Here is a 16225-nt window from a genome sequence, read left to right on the forward strand (position 1 = left end):
TTGTTATAAATGAAAAATAGTATAATTGTATTACTTGTTTTATTAGGCCAAAATCAGTTATTGAGAGCTCAAACATATGTTGAGAAAATCATAATAGGAACAGTTTTATCCGATACTAAAAAATTGGATGGGATTAGTGTTATCAATTGCATGAATAAAATGATGGCGGTAACCGACAAAGATGGTTGTTTTTCAATACAGGCAAAAGAAGGGGATATTTTAAACTTCTCGGGAATTGATTATAAATATTTGAAAAAATATGTGTACAAACACGAATACAATTCAGGAATGATGGAAGTTGACATGATTTTTAATGCTGTTGAACTGGAGGAGGTAATTATTAATAAAAATGCTAATATATCTGCGGAAAACTTAGGGATAATTCCGAGGGGACAAGTTAAATTTACGCCACAAGAACGAAGATTGTATTCTAATTCTGGAGGTATTCAAGGTTTGTTCAGTTCTATTTCAGGAGAAAAAGAGATTCTTAAAATGAATGTTGAAATAGAAAAGAAAGAATTGCTATTAAAAAAATTAGAATATCTTTTTGGAAATAAATATTACACTAAAACTTTAAAAATTCCTGAAGAACTCATCAAAGGTTTTCAGTATTATTGTGTTGAAGATAAGCGATTTGTTGAATCTTTAAGTCTTAAAGATAAAACGATGAGCATGTTTCTAATGACAAATCTTTCTATTGTTTACAATCAAGAAAGGATTAGTAAAGATAATTGATATTGAATTGTTTCGTTTTTAATGGTGAAAATATCGGTTGAAACAGACTGAGGAACCTTGTTATGATAAAGTTGATAACCAAAAGTTAAATCCTTTTTTGACAGAAATCATAAAAAAATACAATCATAGATATCATTAAGATTAAAATAAAGTTGTAATTTTAATAGGTGCAAAGGTATCATTTTGATACTGAAACAGCTTTTTTGAGTTGTGAAACCTTAAGTAATTACATATGAAAAATGTATTAGGAATCTTGGTTTTGTTTTTGAGTTGTAATCTTGCTTTTGGTCAGGTTTTAACTCGAAAAACTGTGCATGGAAAAGTAGTAAATGACTCTGTTGCTATTGAAAATGGTTTGGTTTTTAATGTGAATGCAAAAACTGGATCAATAATAGATACTAAAGGATATTTTAGTATTTTGGCTAAAGTAAAAGATACTTTGGTTTTTACTAGTTTGGGTTTTAAAAGTAAAAAAGTAGTGCTTTCAGAAAAAGATATTGCTTCTTCTTTTTACAGAATAAAACTTGATGCAGTTGCCAATCAATTACTGGCGGTAGTTGTTTATGCGAAAAACGGTCCACATCCGGAATTTGGGAATACACAAAAAATTGTGGACACTCAATATTATGATGACCAGCAATCCAATCCTGATAATATTTTAATGATGCCTACAGGAACTGGAGATCCAAATAATATGGATGTTATTAGAGTTTATAATAAAATTTTCAAAAACTTATTTAAAAACAACCCGAATAAATCTGATTTGATTTCGGATATTGGTTTTACAACTATAGCCATGCAAAGTGTAAGTTATTCTTTTTTTACGGATAAATTAAAATTGAAAGACGATCAAATAGGTTTGTTTCTGTTGTTTTGCGAAAATGATCCAAAATCAAAAACTTTTGTCAATACAAATCAAGAATTTGAAATCATGGATTTTTTAATTACAAAAAACAATGAGTTCAAAAATATTGCTACTTTTGAAAAATGAAAAAAGGTATAGTTATTGCTCTTTTATTGCTTTTTGCGTTTTCGGTAAGCAGTTTTGGTGTTCATAAATTTTATATGGCCATTTACCAAATTAATTATGCACCCGAAAAAAAAATGCTCCAAGTTACTTCTCGTATATTTGTTGATGACCTAGATAAAGCCTTAGAAAAAAAATACAACAAAAAGTTTTTTTTGGGGACTGATAAAGAAACTGTCGAATCGATAGATCTGTTAAAAAAGTACCTAGCTGAAAATTTTACCATTAAAGTCAATGGACAACCCAAAACAATGAATTTCTTGAGTAAAGAAATGGATGGTGATGTGTTGGTTTGCTATTTAAACATTAAAGACATTTCGAAAATGAATGCTCTTGAAATGTATAATTCGGTATTGATTGATTGTTTTTCCGAACAGCAAAATATTGTTCACATAACTGCATTTGGAGCTAAGAAAAGTTTTCTTTTTACGGAGAGTTCTACTAAACAAGTGTTAAAATATTAAGCAGAAACAACAATTCTATTTAAAATTGTTATTTTCACCGCCTAAAAACAACTTAAACGCTAGTTTATGAGAAAATTTTCATTTTTATTTATTCTTCCAACAATTTTATTGGCACAAGAAAAAGCAGTTACACCAGCTGTGAAACAACCGGGTAAATATGATACCAATAAATTCAGCCAAATGTACGATTTATTGGCAACTCCCAATATGTTTCGTACTGCAGCAGGAGCCCCAGGACCAGCTTATTATCAACAACAGGCTGATTATAAAATTGATGTAGAACTGGATGATAAAAATGCTAAATTAAGCGGTTCTGAAACGATTACTTATTATAACAATTCGCCTGATAATTTAGAATATCTGTGGGTGCAAATGGATCAAAACCAAGCCGCCAAAAACTCACAATCTCCATTGGTAGAAAATGAAAAAATAGAGGCTGTTTTGCCTGTAAATAAATTTGCCAATGAATATTTGAAAGAAGGATTGGATCGCGGTTTTAATATCGAATATGTAAAAGATGCTAAAGGAAGTCCATTATCCTATACCGTTAACCAAACAATGATGCGTATCAACTTGGCTACACCAATGAAGCCAGGTACAAGCATGACTTTTTCTATAAAATGGTGGTATAATATCAATGATTATCAGCAAGATGGTGGTCGTTCGGGTTATGAATTATTCGAAAAAGAAGGCAACAGACTGTATGTTATTGCGCAATTTTATCCTAGAATGGCAGTCTACAATGATGTTGAAGGTTGGCAAAATATGCAATTTTGGGGAGGTGGAGAATTTGCCTTGCCATTTGGTAATTTTGATGTAAGTATTACTGTTCCTGTGGATCATGTTGTTGATGCTACTGGCGAGTTAATGAACAGAAGCGAAGTATTTTCTCCAGAACAGGTAAAAAGATATCAATTAGCTCAGAAATCATTTGATAAACCTGTGGTTATTGTGACTCAAGCTGAAGCAGAAGCTGCTGAAAAGGGGTTCTCGGACAAAAAGAAAACATGGAAATTCAGTGCCAAAAACGTTAGGGATTTTGGGATAGCCACTTCAAGAAAATTTATTTATGATGCAATGGCGGTGCAATTGGGTGGAAAAGTTGTTATGGCTGAATCACTTTATCCAAAAGAAGCCAATCCACTTTGGGGTGAAACATCAACAATGATGGTGGCACATACTTTAAAAAGTTATTCTTCGCACACTTTTGATTATCCTTATCCAAAAGCAGTGTCAGTTTCGGCTGAAGATCAAGGAATGGAATATCCTATGATTTGTTGGAATTTTGGTCGTCCAGATGAGAATGGAGTGACTAGCGAACAAATTAAAAACGGAATGATAGGAGTGGTGATTCACGAGGTAGGACATAACTTTTTTCCAATGATCGTCAATTCTGATGAGCGTCAATGGACTTGGATGGATGAGGGATTAAACTCTTTTATGGAATATATGGCTGAACAGGAATTGGGCACTAATTTCCCTTCCAGACGTGGACCGGCCAAGAATATTGTTCCTTATATGAGTGGTGATCAAAAGATGTTGGAGCCTATTATGTCAAACTCTGAAAATATCATTCAGTTTGGAAATAATGCATACGGAAAACCAGCTACAGGACTTAATATTCTTAGAGAAACAATTATGGGACGTGAGTTGTTTGATTATGCGTTCAAAGTATATGCGAACAGATGGAAATTCAAACATCCAACTCCAGAAGATTTTTTCAGAACTATGGAAGATGCTTCGGCGGTAGATCTGGATTGGTTCTTTAGAGGTTGGTTTTACTCTACAGACTTTGTTGATATTGGTGTTAACGATGTAAAACAATATTATGTAACAGAAACTCCAACTGCGGCTTTGAAAGAGACTAAAGTTAGAAAAGGACGCAGTGGAATTGAAAAAGGCCCATTCGTGTACTTAATAGCAGGCGATAATCCAGAACTGAATCCAGCTTCAAAGAAACCGTTGCAAATAGAAGAAGTGAGTACTCTTTCAGAATATGTGAATCAAAAACTTACTGCCGAAGAAAAAGCAACCTTAAAAAACCCAAAATACTTTTATGAAGTAGAATTTAATAAGCCGGGTGGAATGCCAATGCCTATTATTGTTCAAATTACCTATGAAGATGGAACAATGGATAATTACAAATATCCTGCTCAAATTTGGAGAAAAAATAATGAAACGGCCAAAAAAGTGTATGCAACTAATAAAGCCATCAAACAAATTTTAATTGATCCAAAACTTGAAACCGCCGATATTGATGTAACCAATAATTCATGGCCAAAAGTGGAAACGAAATCAAAATTTGATTAATACATAAGAGACTAAGTTACTAAGATGCTGAGTTACTAAGATTTTTTAAAGTGGAATTAAGCTTTAGAATCTTAGAAACTTAGCATCTTTTTTTAAGACAAATTTAAAACACAAAGTTTTAAATTTTAATATCTTTGTCCATTAAATAAAAAAATTATGTTTGGAATAGGAGGAGGCGAATTAGTTTTTATCATGTTTATCGTATTGATGCTTTTTGGTTCTGATAAAGTGCCAGAAATAGCTAGGACTATGGGTAAAGCTATGGCACAGCTTAAAAACGCAACCAACGATATTAAAAGCGAAATTCAAAAAGGAGCCGAGGCTAATGGTTTTGATCAAAAGACCTTGAATGACTTAACCGGTGGCATCAATTCCGAAATTAATAAAGTAAAGACAAATCTTTTGGGAGAAACATCCAATACATTAAATGGAATTACTGAAACATTCAGTACGGAAGTTAACAAGACAAAAGACAGCGTACTTAGTGGCACTACAAATCCTGATGGAACGACCGTTTTAGATGATCTGACTGGACCTGTAAAACGACAAATGTAATGCTTGAAAAAATACTCGCCCTGGATACTCAATTATTTATTTATCTCAATGGTTTAGGTTCTGAAGCCTATGATGGGCTTTGGCTTATCATTACCAAACAAGTTAATTGGATTCCCTTTTTTCTATTGTTATTTTATTTTATTTATAAAAAACTAGGAATAAAGCAAACAGGTTATTTGTTGCTTTTTATTGCTTTTTTGCTGTTGGCTACAGACCAAATAACTAATCTGTTTAAATATACGGTGCAAAGGCTAAGACCTTGTAATAATCCCGAAATCAATACTATTATCAGAGTTGTTCAAGTTCGAACTTCTTTTAGTTTCTTCTCGGGACATGCTGCCAATACAATGGCGGTTTCTACCTTTTTGTATCTTATTTTTAAGAAACAATTCAAATATTTTGGTTTGCTGTTTCTATGGCCGTTAATCTTTGCTTACAGCCGAATTTATTTGGGATTGCATTATCCGTTGGATATTCTTGCAGGATATCTGTGTGGACTAATCACAGGATATTTGATGTATAAAACATATCAATGGGCAATTAAAAATGGAAAGATTTAAGACAGTAGAAATTAGAATTTAGCAGGCCCAACGATAGATTAAAAAAATCATAAAAAATCCCATTCGGAACGAATGGGATTTTTTATATCTGCAATTTAAATCACTCTGCTCACCGTCAAACCATCGCGAATAGGCAACAAAACAGTTTCTACCCTTGGATCATCCTTAAGCAATTGATTGTATTCCACGAGTATTTTAGTGCTGATGTCATTGGGATGTATCGGTTCGAGTACTTTGCCGCTCCATAACACATTATCGGATAAAATAATACCGCCTTTATTCATTTTTGGTAAAATCATTTCAAAATAATTCAAATAATTTTCTTTATCGGCATCAATGAAAACCAAATCAAATTTCAAATCTAGATTTGGGATGATATCTACAGCTTCTCCTAAATGTTGAACAATTTGTTTGCCCCAAGGTGATTTGTCAAAGTGTTTTCGTTGAAAATCAACCAGTTCTTCCTTGATGTCAATGGTGTGTAATTGGCCGTTTTCCTGTATTCCTTCACACAAACATAAAGCCGAGTAGCCCGTGTAAGTCCCAATTTCAAGAATGTTTAAGGGGCGAATCAATTTGGACAGCATACTCAAAACACGCCCTTGAAAATGACCGCTGAGCATTCTGGGCAACAATATTTTTTGATAGGTTTCTTTGTTTAAAGCTGCCAGTAATTCTGGTTCTTTTTCAGAATGTTGCTCAATATAATCTTCTAAATCTTGGGAAATGAAATGCATTTTGTAAATTGTTGAAATTTGCTGCAAAGTTATTCATTTAACTTTTATAAAAAAGGAGTTGTATTTGATTTTGTAGATAGTTTAATGGTTAGGTTTTAAATTAAAAACAATAAAAAAGTTTTTTTTAAACCTTTACAGAAGAACAAAAAAGTGACTGAGCATCTGTTATTCGGGATAGGAGCAAACAAGAAATGAAATTTTAATTTATGCGAGTTAAGATGAATCACGAATTTTTCTTTTATTGTACCTCTCATTCTCGTTTGTGCTTCAAGGCCAATGTCTGAAAATTTGCTGCTACAAATCCTTTGGTTGATTCTTTGGTGTTTTTTAAAGCTAAGTTTTGGTTTGCAAGAGCTTTGTCTGTTATGTAGAAATTCAAAGTGCATTTGTAATTGGTTCCACAAGGTTTTATATTGGGAATTGTACCGTATTTTTTGGAGAACTTGGGAGCCTTAACAATGGTTTAAGGTTTTGTTCATATTTCTGTTCCCACATTTATAATGATTCGTAGAAATTTCTGATTTCGAACTGTTTTTAGCGTTTGAATTTAAATAAATTGTATTTCTGTATACGAGTGAATTAGCCAATTGTATTTATGCATAGTGCACTTCCCTGAAATTTCTATTTCCAGTTTGATCTTTTTGGTTTTTTAAAAGAATTGGGAAAGTTTTTATAGCCGATTATAAACTAAAAGAATTTAATTAAAAACGTTTGTTTTTAATTAAAAATCTGATAATCAAATAATGTGTAGAATTATTGTTTGTATAAGTTAAAATGAATCACAAATTCATCTTTTACTTTTATTAGGCCTCCCATTTTGGTTGGTGGCTCAAGTTCAATGTCTGAAAAATTTACTGCTACGACACCTTCTAGTGATTTTTTTGTGGTTTTTAAAATCATGTTCTGATATGAAAGGGTTTTGTCAGTTATACGAAAATTCAAACTGCATTTATAATTGGTTCCAAAAGGTTTTATGTTAGTAATGGTGACGGTGCTTTTAGGAAACTTAGTTGCTTTAACAGTGCTTTTAACGTCTTTGTTCATAATTCTGTTACCACATTCAAAATTGTTCATAGAGATTTCAGATTTTAAACTGTTTTTAGTGTTTGAGTTTAAAAAAATGGTGTCTCTGTATGCAAGTGAGTTCGAACAATTGTATTGGCCAACAGTCGAATTTCCTAAGATTTCTATTTCCAGTCTGTCAATGATGATAATGTTGGGGTCAATTAATAAAAAATGGGGTTTAGCACTTCCAAGTATGAAGAAAAGTGCCAAACCCATTAATATTATTGATATTCGAGACATTTTATTAGAATGAAATTGCTGCTTCAAATACTAGACCGTTGAATTTACCACCGTAAAAATTATTGGCATTTCCAGTAGGTACATTTCCTATGAATTGGGTGTAATCTCTATAGTTTTGATTAACATAATCTAATTTTGCTACAATGTTTTTAGTCATGAACCAACCAACGCTTGATTCAAATCTATCTACGGTAACTTTTTTTGCATCAGCATTAGACAATTTTCCAGATACAGTATTGTATTTTGCGGCGATATAGAATTGTTCTGTTTTTCCAAATCTGTAAACAATGTCTCCGGCATATTGGTCAGCAGTACGTTTGTCGTCAACACCTGCTTTATCTCCTCCTGAAGCTAATTCGATAGTTCCAAAGAATTCAAAACCTTTGTATTTTACAAATGGGTTAATCATATAAGAAGTAGCCCAGTTTTTGAAATTAGGGTTGAAGGTTGCTTCTGGTGTGGAAGTTGAATTATAACTACTAGCAACATCGACACCGTTATTTTTATAAGCGCTATTGTTCAATACACCCCAAAAACCAAATCCTGATCTAGAAGAAGAATATAGGTTTGAATTACCCAAGTTTGCATTATGATAGTAAGAACCTGTAAGTCTTACTCTCAAATCTTCATTGATTTGTTTGTCATAACCAAATTTAGCCAAGATTGTAGGGCTAACTGATGTATTTGCATCTGGAGTAGCAGGAGAAAGAGTAGGATAAATCACTTCTTGAGTACCTTGATTTAAATTTCCATTTGTGGCACCTAACATGCTTACCCATCCGTTTCTGTTGTAATATACTTCAATACCCATCTCAGTAGTGAATGCATTCATGATATTATTTCCAACGAATGCATTTCTAAGCGTGCTACCGTTGTCGGAACTTTTAAAGTGAGCATCACCATAGTTGTTCTCCATTTGTCCGATTTTAATGGTTGCGTATTTCATTACATCAGCCAAAAAGTCTTTTTTGATGAAGTCTAGCTTGTCAATTTGTAAATATCCACCTCTTGCATAAGTGTCATTGTGGTGTCTTGAAGCTAAATAAATATCTAAATTTACTCTTACACCATCAAACAATTGAGCTCCAATAGTCATATCAGCTGCAGGAAGGACAAAATTATTTTCAGTATTCATTAATCGATATCCAGTAATTTTTGAAGGTGCAGGAAAATTTGCAGGTTGGTCATTGAACGAATTTATTGCTTGGAAATCCATATTGAATGCACCTCCTAAGTCAACACTAAGTCCTTTGAATTCCTTGTCGTCTTTTTGTACGTCAAAAACGTTGATTCCTTCTTTGCTTCTTGGAATTTGATTTTGCATTTGCCCAAATGATACTTGAGCGTTTGCAGCGGCCATTGATAATAGCCCTACTGCTAAGAAATAAATTCTTCTCATGATTATGGTATTTAGTTAAAGTTTAAATTGAATTTTATTGTTAAGTCTTCTCCTGTTTTTATTGCTCCAAACATGGCAGTAGGAGATTTCATGCCAAACTCGCTGAATGTTATTTTATTGGATCCTTGTATGTTCACCACCCCATTTGTTACCGTAGTTTTTACTTGTGTTTTTAAGACTTTAGAAACTCCTGCAATGGTATAGGTACCGGTAAGATTCCAAGTAGTTTCGTTTACTTTGTCAGCAGATTTTAAAACATATTTAATGTTTTTGAATTTGTCTGTTTTTAAAGTTTCGTAAGCTACCTTATCCATGCTCTTTTTTTCGCTTTTAATGCTTTCAGCAGGAAGAGTAATATCAATACTATTAATGTCAGTTATTTTTGAATCGGTTACCGTAAGATTGGCTGCTCCTGTTCTTGAAGGTGATTTCATTTCCCAATCATGCAATGTAGAGGTGCCGAATACAGAAAAATTTGTTTTTGCATCTAAATTGTAGGTTTTTTGCGCGTTTACAGTTAAGGTCATTGTAAACAAAACCATTGAGGTGATAATTGTTTTAATTTTTGAATTCATGACTTTTTATTTAAATTGATTGTAATTAAAGTTTTGTTAGAGCAGTAAGATTTCGTTCTGATTTTTCATTTAAAATCTGTTTACTTACTTAACTGGTACAAATTTAGGATGGAAGTCAAAATAGGAATATGATATAAATCATGTTAAGAAAATTATAAAACTTGTATTTTATTTAACGATTGCATAAAGTTGTTGACTATATCGTTTTTTTTATTGCTTTTTGGCAAATTTATTTCGTAAAAAAACAATTTTAATATGCTTGTATATAAGACTTTAGGGTCTTTTTGTAAGATTTTAATGAAAGATATTTTTCTCCGTTATGTGATTTGTCTTTTATTTGTTCTATTTTAAATTTAATAGATAAAATGTACTTTATTTCCTCCAATTATTTTGTTAATATTTAAAAAATTTGTTTTTAACATTTTAAAAATAATTAGGAGATTTGCTTTTTTGACGACTTGAATAAATAATCAAAAGGTTTTGTGTAAATTGGATTGGTGTTTTTTTTGATGCAATAGCAAATGGGATAATATTGAATTTTTAAAACTGAAATTCTTCGTTAGGATTGATATTATTTAGAGTGTCATTTATTTAAAATTGTACTATCAACAAATTGTCATTAAATTTGCACCATGCAAATTGAGAAAAAAGACATACGGGCACTATCTAAAGACCAATTGAGAGATTTTTTTGTAGCCAATGGTGATAAAGCTTTCCGGGGCAATCAAGTCTATGAATGGTTGTGGAGTAAAGGAGCACACAGTTTTGAGGATATGACCAATGTTGCCAAAAGTACTCGTGCAATGTTGGAAGATAATTTTGTTATCAATCATATCAAGGTCGATACGATGCAGCGAAGCGAAGATGGAACGGTCAAAAATGCCGTAAGGTTGCATGATGGATTGGTGGTAGAAAGTGTTTTGATTCCAACCCAAACCAGAACAACCGCTTGTGTGTCGAGCCAAGTGGGTTGTAGTCTGGATTGTAATTTTTGCGCTACCGCTAGATTGAAACGTATGCGTAATCTGGAACCAGCCGAAATTTACGACCAAGTAATTGCCATTGATAGAGAAAGCAGGCTGTATCACAATCATCCGCTTTCAAATATTGTTTTTATGGGAATGGGTGAGCCACTTATGAATTATAATAACGTTTTGAAAGCGATTGAAATGATCACATCTCCAGAAGGATTGGGAATGTCTCCAAAGCGTATTATGGTTTCTACGTCGGGAATTCCCAAAATGATTAAGAAATTGGCAGATGATGATGTGAAATTCAAATTGGCAGTTTCATTACACTCTGCTATTGATGAAATACGATCCCGTATCATGCCTTTTAGTGAAAATTTTCCTTTGGCCGACCTAAGAGAATCGCTTGAATATTGGTATCGAAAAACAAAGTGCAAAGTGTCCTATGAATATGTGGTTTGGAAAGGAATTAATGATGATAAAGCCTCGATAGATGCCCTGGTGAAATTTTGTAAATATGTTCCTTGTAAAGTAAACTTAATTGAATACAATCCAATTGATGACGGGGAATTTCAACAAGCTTCAGAAGAATCAATAAATGCCTATATAAAAGCACTTGAAAATACTGGAATTGTGGTGAAAGTAAGAAGAAGCCGTGGTAAGGATATTGATGCAGCTTGTGGACAATTAGCCAATAAAGAAGCTTAAATATCAGACTAATAGAAATAAAAAAGCATTAAAAAGAATTTAACTATCCTTTTTAATGCTTTTTGGTTTATAGAAGTTGTTCTTTTATTTTTTTAATTCTATTGTAGTAGTTACACCATTAACAGTTACAGAGGCAAGATTGTCGCATTCTCCAGTTCCATAATCAACCAATGTTTCAACGCCGTTTTTAACTTTTGAAACAGTACCGGAAACAGGGAATGGTTTTTTGCAGGCCATTTCATAACGCAACGGTGTTTGAATTGTACTTGAACTGGTGTCACCATTTGGCCAAGTTGTGGTTTCACTTCCTGTTACTAAGAAAACATTATCACTCCAATTGCCTTTTGTATCATAACCCTCTACCATTTCTTTTGTTCTATTTCCTGTTCTAGTATAAACAGATCCGTCTTCAAAAGTTATTGTCATGTCAATGGTGCAAGTGAATACAGGATGCACAGCAGCAAGTAATTCGGTGCTTTTAAGAGTTCTTATAATGGTTTTGCTGCCTTGAATTTTATTACCGTTGTGGTAAAACTGATCAAAGGAATATGTAATTGTTTGCTCTGGGGTCATGAAGTTCCCTGAGAAAGAGAGGGTGATTTTTCCTTTTAGCACATTTCCATTTTCAAGAGTACATCCTTCAGTTCCAAAATCAATTGTACCAGTGAAAGTTCCATCTACATATGTCCATGTTGTAACGGCGCAAGCGGGTAAAAAACTTTTTACTGTTTCAGATGATTTAGCAGTACTGCTTTGTTTCATAGAAAATTGATCTTCCGCTATATTTGAAACGTCTTCAATGGAAGCGTCAATTTTGTTATCTACAGCTACCTGACTGGTTGGAGAAGTTGGATTCATGTTATCAGCAGTATTGTCTGAATTGTCACAACTGATAAATAAGACTATTGCTATGAATGAAGCAATGAAAAAAATCTTTGTTTTCATAATTAATAGATTTTAGGTTTATTGTAAGATGTTTAATTTAAAAAAAGTTTAGCCTAGAGACTTTATTTTTTTTGAAAATAATAAAAGAGTAATTCCTTTTGAGTGGAATCAATGTTTTTAGGATTTTTTTGAGTAATGTTATTTGTGTTCCAGTAATGGAGTGTACTATAAAACACTATTTTTTATAAAGTTATAATCATACTTAAAACCGTTTTGCAAGAAACTTATAGCGTAAAAGGATCAATGAATATAATTACTAGTATAAAATTACAAAATAATTATTCACACTTAACATACTATGATAAACGTTTTTTTATTTAAAATAGTATATTTGACATCTAAATGAATATTACTACACAAATAAAGCAGCCAATAGTTTATGAAATGGAACTTTTTGAAAAAAAGTTCTATGAATCGATGACCTCCAAAGTGGCACTTTTAAATCGCATTACGTATTATATCGTCAACAGAAAAGGAAAACAAATGCGACCTATGTTTGTTTTCTTAATGGCCAAAATGGTGTCCAAAGGCGAAGTAAACGAGAGGACTTATAGAGGAGCTTGTGTAATTGAATTAATTCATACGGCTACATTGGTTCATGACGATGTGGTAGATGACAGTAATAGACGAAGAGGTTTTTTCTCCATTAATGCGCTTTGGAAAAATAAAATTGCCGTTTTAGTAGGAGATTATTTGTTGTCCAAAGGACTGTTGCTTTCTATCGATCATGGAGATTTTGATTTACTTAAAATTATTTCTGTTGCTGTTCGAGAAATGAGCGAAGGTGAATTACTTCAAATAGAAAAAGCCAGAAGACTCGATATTACCGAAGCTGTTTATTACGAAATCATCCGAAAAAAGACAGCTACACTTATTGCAGCCTGTTGTGCTCTTGGTGCAAGATCCGTTGCGGAGGATGAGATTCAGGTAGAGAATATGAGAAAGTTTGGAGAACTCATCGGAATGGCTTTCCAGATTAAAGATGATTTATTCGATTATTCAGAAGAAGCCATCGGAAAACCGACAGGAATAGACATCAAAGAACAAAAAATGACTTTGCCATTAATTCATGTTCTTAATAATTGTACTCCCAAAGAAAAAAGCTGGCTTATCAATTCGATAAAAAATCACAATAAGGATAAAAAAAGAGTTAAAGAAGTGATTGCCTTTGTAAAAGACAATCATGGTTTGACTTATGCCGAAAATAAAATGGTGGAATTTCAGCAAGAAGCACTACAACTGCTGAACGATTATCCCGAATCCGACTATAAAGCAGCACTTATTTTAATGGTGAACTACGTTATCGAAAGAAAGAAATAAGTTTAAATTTTTATTTTTTTTACTTTATAATTTTAAACATTTGACAAACAACGACTTAAGATATCAGTATGGATGAATTGTACTTTTATTTTAACTTTTTTTTAAATCCATGCAACCTTTTTGCATTAATTCTCGTCTATACTTATAGAAACACTTTTTAAACGATTTTGAAAGTAATTAATTTACATCATGAGGAAAATGAAATAATTGCATTGGCTGTTAAAAACAACCGACAGGCTCAACAATTTATTTATTCCAAATATTCACCAAAGATGCTAAGTGTTTGTCGACAGTATATTAAAGACTTACAATTAGCCGAAGATGTTATGATTACCGCTTTCATGAAAGTGTTTGTCAACTTAGACCGATTTGAAAACAAAGGAAGTTTTGAAGGCTGGATTAGGAGAACGATGATTAATGAATGCATTTCATTTATTAGGGTTCAAAAAAAGATGCATTTTATAGAAGATTCATCAGGTTTTGAAGAAGTTGACAATGAAGCTGATATTCAGTTTTCTTTAGAAGATATTCAAAGTTTGATAGATAGTTTGCCGGATGGTTATAAAATCGTCTTTAATTTATTTGTTATAGAAGGGTATAAGCATAAAGAAATTGCAAGTATGTTGGGAATTAATGAAGGTACTTCCAAATCGCAATTTGCCCATGCAAGAAGAATTTTGAAGAATCAAATAAATATTTTAAAAAATAAAGAGAAGTATTCTTGAGTAAAAAATAATATGATGAAAAAGAGTGTTATAGAAAATCAATTTCAAGAAAAGATTAATGCAAGGGAAATTACCCCCTCAAAAGCTTCTTGGGATAGGCTGGATGCTATGCTTACTGTTGCCGAAAAACCAAAACGTAATTTTAAGTGGATGTATATTGCAGCGAGTCTTTTTGGTTTTTTGTTGATAGGAACCTTGTATTTTAATCAAAATAAAGCAGAAACTACTATTGCAAATGATTCGATCGTAGTTAATGAACCCAAAGTTATTCCTGAAATAGAAGTAACAACTGTAAAATTAAATTCAGAAAAAAAAGTTGAGGCAGTAAAAAATACTAAAGAGCAATTAGCATCAACAGGAATAAAACCTGAAGCTGGTTCTAATAGGGTTTTGTTCAATAAAGAAAGGCAAGCCCCAGAAAAAGAAGTTATTCAAGAACAACAAATACCAATCATCAATCAAAAAGCAGAACAGAAAATAGTTCTGCAAAAATCAACGTATGTCAATGCTGACGAGCTATTAGCATCGGTAGATAATACCTCTCAAAAAAAGAGTTCTATTGTAGTCAAATCCAATGTCAAAGTTAATTCAAATGAATTACTGACTCAAGTAGATGGTGAATTAGATCTTACTTTTAGAGAAAAAGCAATTAAAACTGTAAATCAAAATTTTAAAGCGGTAAAATTAGCTTTGAGCAATCGAAATTCAGAATAAATCATCAATCACATTTAAAAACAAACAAACATGAGGAATTTTAAAATTTACTTAGTAGTATTCGTATGCCTTTTCGGAAGCAAAATGCGAGCTCAAGAATCATTTGAAGGCAAGGCAAAAGACATTGCTTCACGGATAGAAACCATTGTAAAAGAAGAAAAAAATGAATTGAAAGTAGAAGTCGAAGCAGTTAATGAACAATTAGCACAAGGTAAACTAACGAATGAAGAAGCTGATGAGAAAAAGAAAGCTTTGGCGGAGGCCCGTGCGAAAACAATAGAAGAGAAAGTAGCAAAAGTTGAAGACGAACTGCACACGTTAGTTCAGGATAAAGTGGATGGAAAAATAAAAGTCATAGATACTTCCAAAACGATTACGATTCATTTTAGTAAAGATTATTTCGCTCACCACGATAAGTGTAGTAATGGAGAAAAAAGAACTACTTCCCAGTTTGTATTTGCTTTTGGGGCAAATAATTTAGTAACCGACCAACAAGTTGCTAATTCTGATTTTAAATATTGGAAATCTCACTTTTACGAATGGGGTTTAACTTATAATACTAGAATTTTAAAAGAAGATAATCTGTTGCATTTTAAGTACGGAATATCTTTGATGTATAATAATCTTCGCCCAACAGATGATCGTTATTTTGTAAAAAATGGCGCGCAAACTGATTTAGTAACCAGTACGGTACATTTAGACGAATCTAGATTTAGAAATGTATATATCATGTTGCCACTGCATTTAGAGTTTGATTTCACCAAGAAGGAAATACGTGATGATGCTAATTATTTTAGAACCCATAAAAGTATGCGAGTTGGTTTGGGTGGATATGCTGGATTTAGGGTGAAATCAAAACAAATTCTTTGTTTTGACGATACCAGCGGAAATGATGTGGAACAAAAAACGAAAGGCAATTATAATGTAAATGATTTCAATTACGGGCTAAGTACGTATGTTGGATATAAAGCAACAAGTATCTACTTAAAATATGATTTGCAGCCTTTATTTGAAAATAATGCTGTTGATCAAAACAATATTTCGTTAGGACTTCGTTTCGATTTTAATTAATTATTAGTTAAGTTGTTTAATGTAAAAAAGTGTTTCAGCGATGAAGCACTTTTTTTATTTTGAATTATAAAGTTTGATTTGTGTATTTTTGCAACTGTTCGAATTTT

At 32.3% G+C, this 16225-nt stretch carries 16 protein-coding genes; 11 read left to right on the forward strand and 5 right to left on the reverse strand.

Translation table 11 applies throughout. From position 1 onward, the window contains the following. The first annotated feature begins 9 nt into the window (after nt 1-9). The 6 genes from DOS84_RS09495 (at nt 10) to DOS84_RS09520 (ending at nt 5651) form a co-directional block, all read left to right on the forward strand. Entirely contained in the window at nt 10-735 is a 726-nt protein-coding gene (locus tag DOS84_RS09495) for a hypothetical protein (RefSeq protein ID WP_111409884.1), read from the forward strand. A gap of 232 nt (nt 736-967) precedes the next feature. Further along, nucleotides 968-1726, forward strand: coding sequence for a BamP family beta-barrel-assembly machinery protein (gene bamP / locus DOS84_RS09500; RefSeq protein ID WP_111409885.1), 759 nt, complete (start codon nt 968-970; stop codon nt 1724-1726). Further along, complete coding sequence (locus DOS84_RS09505) at nt 1723-2226, forward strand: DUF6702 family protein (RefSeq protein WP_111409886.1); 504 nt, start codon at nt 1723-1725, stop codon at nt 2224-2226. The genes bamP and DOS84_RS09505 overlap by 4 nt, the downstream gene beginning before the upstream one ends. A 66-nt stretch (nt 2227-2292) precedes the next feature. After that, a complete protein-coding gene (locus DOS84_RS09510) occupies nt 2293-4536 on the forward strand; it encodes a M1 family metallopeptidase (protein WP_111409887.1) in 2244 nt (747 codons plus the stop codon). Nucleotides 4537-4692: 156 nt separating this feature from the next. Beyond that, nucleotides 4693-5091, forward strand: a complete 399-nt coding sequence (locus tag DOS84_RS09515; RefSeq protein WP_111409888.1) for a Sec-independent protein translocase subunit TatA/TatB — start codon at nt 4693-4695, stop codon at nt 5089-5091. Further along, nucleotides 5091-5651: a phosphatase PAP2 family protein gene (locus DOS84_RS09520; RefSeq protein ID WP_111409889.1), complete on the forward strand. Its 561-nt coding sequence runs from the start codon at nt 5091-5093 to the stop codon at nt 5649-5651. Before DOS84_RS09515 ends, DOS84_RS09520 begins: the two co-directional genes overlap by 1 nt. A 95-nt stretch (nt 5652-5746) precedes the next feature. Here the strand turns inward: DOS84_RS09520 and DOS84_RS09525 are convergent, their stop codons facing one another. The 4 genes from DOS84_RS09525 to DOS84_RS09540 all read right to left on the reverse strand — a co-directional run bounded on the left by DOS84_RS09525 (nt 5747) and on the right by DOS84_RS09540 (nt 9667). Continuing rightward, on the reverse strand, nt 5747-6388 hold the full coding sequence (locus DOS84_RS09525; protein ID WP_111409890.1) for an O-methyltransferase: 642 nt from the start codon (nt 6386-6388) through the stop codon (nt 5747-5749). Nucleotides 6389-7141: 753 nt separating this feature from the next. Beyond that, complete coding sequence (locus tag DOS84_RS09530) at nt 7142-7693, reverse strand: YceI family protein (RefSeq protein ID WP_111409891.1); 552 nt, start codon at nt 7691-7693, stop codon at nt 7142-7144. Nucleotides 7694-7697: 4 nt separating this feature from the next. Continuing rightward, a complete protein-coding gene (locus DOS84_RS09535; RefSeq protein WP_111409892.1) occupies nt 7698-9092 on the reverse strand; it encodes a hypothetical protein in 1395 nt (464 codons plus the stop codon). A gap of 11 nt (nt 9093-9103) precedes the next feature. Next, nucleotides 9104-9667 carry a YceI family protein gene (locus tag DOS84_RS09540; protein WP_111409893.1) on the reverse strand — a complete coding sequence of 188 codons (564 nt, stop codon included), beginning with the start codon at nt 9665-9667 and terminating at the stop codon, nt 9104-9106. Between the two features lie 632 nt (nt 9668-10299). On the opposite strand from DOS84_RS09540, the gene rlmN reads away from it, so the two are divergent. Beyond that, nucleotides 10300-11343, forward strand: coding sequence for a dual-specificity RNA methyltransferase RlmN (rlmN, locus tag DOS84_RS09545; RefSeq protein ID WP_111409894.1), 1044 nt, complete (start codon nt 10300-10302; stop codon nt 11341-11343). 84 nt (nt 11344-11427) lie between these two features. On the opposite strand, the gene DOS84_RS09550 is transcribed toward rlmN, so the two are convergent. Then, complete coding sequence (locus tag DOS84_RS09550; protein WP_111409895.1) at nt 11428-12288, reverse strand: hypothetical protein; 861 nt, start codon at nt 12286-12288, stop codon at nt 11428-11430. A 342-nt stretch (nt 12289-12630) separates the two neighbouring features. On the opposite strand from DOS84_RS09550, the gene DOS84_RS09555 reads away from it, so the two are divergent. The 4 genes from DOS84_RS09555 (at nt 12631) to DOS84_RS09570 (ending at nt 16118) form a co-directional block, all read left to right on the forward strand. After that, the gene (locus DOS84_RS09555; protein ID WP_111409896.1) at nt 12631-13608 is read left to right on the forward strand and encodes a polyprenyl synthetase family protein; all 978 of its coding nucleotides are present in this window, start codon (nt 12631-12633) and stop codon (nt 13606-13608) included. A gap of 167 nt (nt 13609-13775) precedes the next feature. Further along, the gene (locus DOS84_RS09560) at nt 13776-14333 is read left to right on the forward strand and encodes an RNA polymerase sigma factor (protein ID WP_111409897.1); all 558 of its coding nucleotides are present in this window, start codon (nt 13776-13778) and stop codon (nt 14331-14333) included. Nucleotides 14334-14348: 15 nt separating this feature from the next. Beyond that, a complete protein-coding gene (locus DOS84_RS09565; protein ID WP_124020627.1) occupies nt 14349-15047 on the forward strand; it encodes a hypothetical protein in 699 nt (232 codons plus the stop codon). Nucleotides 15048-15077: 30 nt separating this feature from the next. After that, nucleotides 15078-16118, forward strand: a complete 1041-nt coding sequence (locus tag DOS84_RS09570) for a coiled-coil domain-containing protein (protein ID WP_111409899.1) — start codon at nt 15078-15080, stop codon at nt 16116-16118. Nucleotides 16119-16225 lie beyond the last annotated feature (107 nt).

It is taken from the genome of Flavobacterium aquariorum (genome assembly GCF_003254745.1).
Lineage (GTDB): Bacteria > Bacteroidota > Bacteroidia > Flavobacteriales > Flavobacteriaceae > Flavobacterium > Flavobacterium aquariorum.

Coding starts and splice junctions, on each gene's coding strand:
- DOS84_RS09495 (WP_111409884.1), top strand. CDS start 10: ATGAAAAATAGTATAATTGTATTACTTGTTTTATTAGGCCAAAATCAG.
- bamP (WP_111409885.1), top strand. CDS start 968: ATGAAAAATGTATTAGGAATCTTGGTTTTGTTTTTGAGTTGTAATCTT.
- DOS84_RS09505 (WP_111409886.1), top strand. CDS start 1,723: ATGAAAAAAGGTATAGTTATTGCTCTTTTATTGCTTTTTGCGTTTTCG.
- DOS84_RS09510 (WP_111409887.1), top strand. CDS start 2,293: ATGAGAAAATTTTCATTTTTATTTATTCTTCCAACAATTTTATTGGCA.
- DOS84_RS09515 (WP_111409888.1), top strand. CDS start 4,693: ATGTTTGGAATAGGAGGAGGCGAATTAGTTTTTATCATGTTTATCGTA.
- DOS84_RS09520 (WP_111409889.1), top strand. CDS start 5,091: ATGCTTGAAAAAATACTCGCCCTGGATACTCAATTATTTATTTATCTC.
- DOS84_RS09525 (WP_111409890.1), bottom strand. CDS start 6,388: ATGCATTTCATTTCCCAAGATTTAGAAGATTATATTGAGCAACATTCT.
- DOS84_RS09530 (WP_111409891.1), bottom strand. CDS start 7,693: ATGTCTCGAATATCAATAATATTAATGGGTTTGGCACTTTTCTTCATA.
- DOS84_RS09535 (WP_111409892.1), bottom strand. CDS start 9,092: ATGAGAAGAATTTATTTCTTAGCAGTAGGGCTATTATCAATGGCCGCT.
- DOS84_RS09540 (WP_111409893.1), bottom strand. CDS start 9,667: ATGAATTCAAAAATTAAAACAATTATCACCTCAATGGTTTTGTTTACA.
- rlmN (WP_111409894.1), top strand. CDS start 10,300: ATGCAAATTGAGAAAAAAGACATACGGGCACTATCTAAAGACCAATTG.
- DOS84_RS09550 (WP_111409895.1), bottom strand. CDS start 12,288: ATGAAAACAAAGATTTTTTTCATTGCTTCATTCATAGCAATAGTCTTA.
- DOS84_RS09555 (WP_111409896.1), top strand. CDS start 12,631: ATGAATATTACTACACAAATAAAGCAGCCAATAGTTTATGAAATGGAA.
- DOS84_RS09565 (WP_124020627.1), top strand. CDS start 14,349: ATGAAAAAGAGTGTTATAGAAAATCAATTTCAAGAAAAGATTAATGCA.
- DOS84_RS09570 (WP_111409899.1), top strand. CDS start 15,078: ATGAGGAATTTTAAAATTTACTTAGTAGTATTCGTATGCCTTTTCGGA.